Below are 246 nucleotides of genomic sequence, written 5' to 3'. Positions count from 1 at the left end.
TCCTCTCTCATCATACCAACCACCTACATCTGAATGTGAACCAGAAAACCAAACTTGTTCTATTAGTTGTCCCTGAACTTTTTTATTTTCTCTCCATATACTAGGAAGAAATTTTTTTCTGCTTTCATCTATGGAGATGGCCTGATAAGCAAATTTAATATCTGGATTTAGTGTTTCATCAAAGAAACGTTTTCCATAAAAATATCCGAGGGTGGATACCGTATCCCATACGCCAATAAAATGGGG

Annotated in this window: 1 protein-coding gene; it reads right to left on the bottom strand. The window is 36.2% G+C overall.

What is annotated here, in order from left to right:
- Positions 1 to 246 (bottom strand): phospholipase effector Tle1 domain-containing protein (locus E1171_RS00040; RefSeq protein WP_187696066.1); only part of this gene is annotated, 246 nt, incomplete at both ends.

Origin of the sequence: Xanthovirga aplysinae (assembly GCF_009711365.1) — a bacterium.
Taxonomy (GTDB): Bacteria; Bacteroidota; Bacteroidia; order Cytophagales; family Cyclobacteriaceae; genus Xanthovirga; species Xanthovirga aplysinae.
The sequence above is the reverse complement of the archived record's forward strand: the minus strand, read 5'-3'. Positions and strand labels throughout refer to the sequence as shown.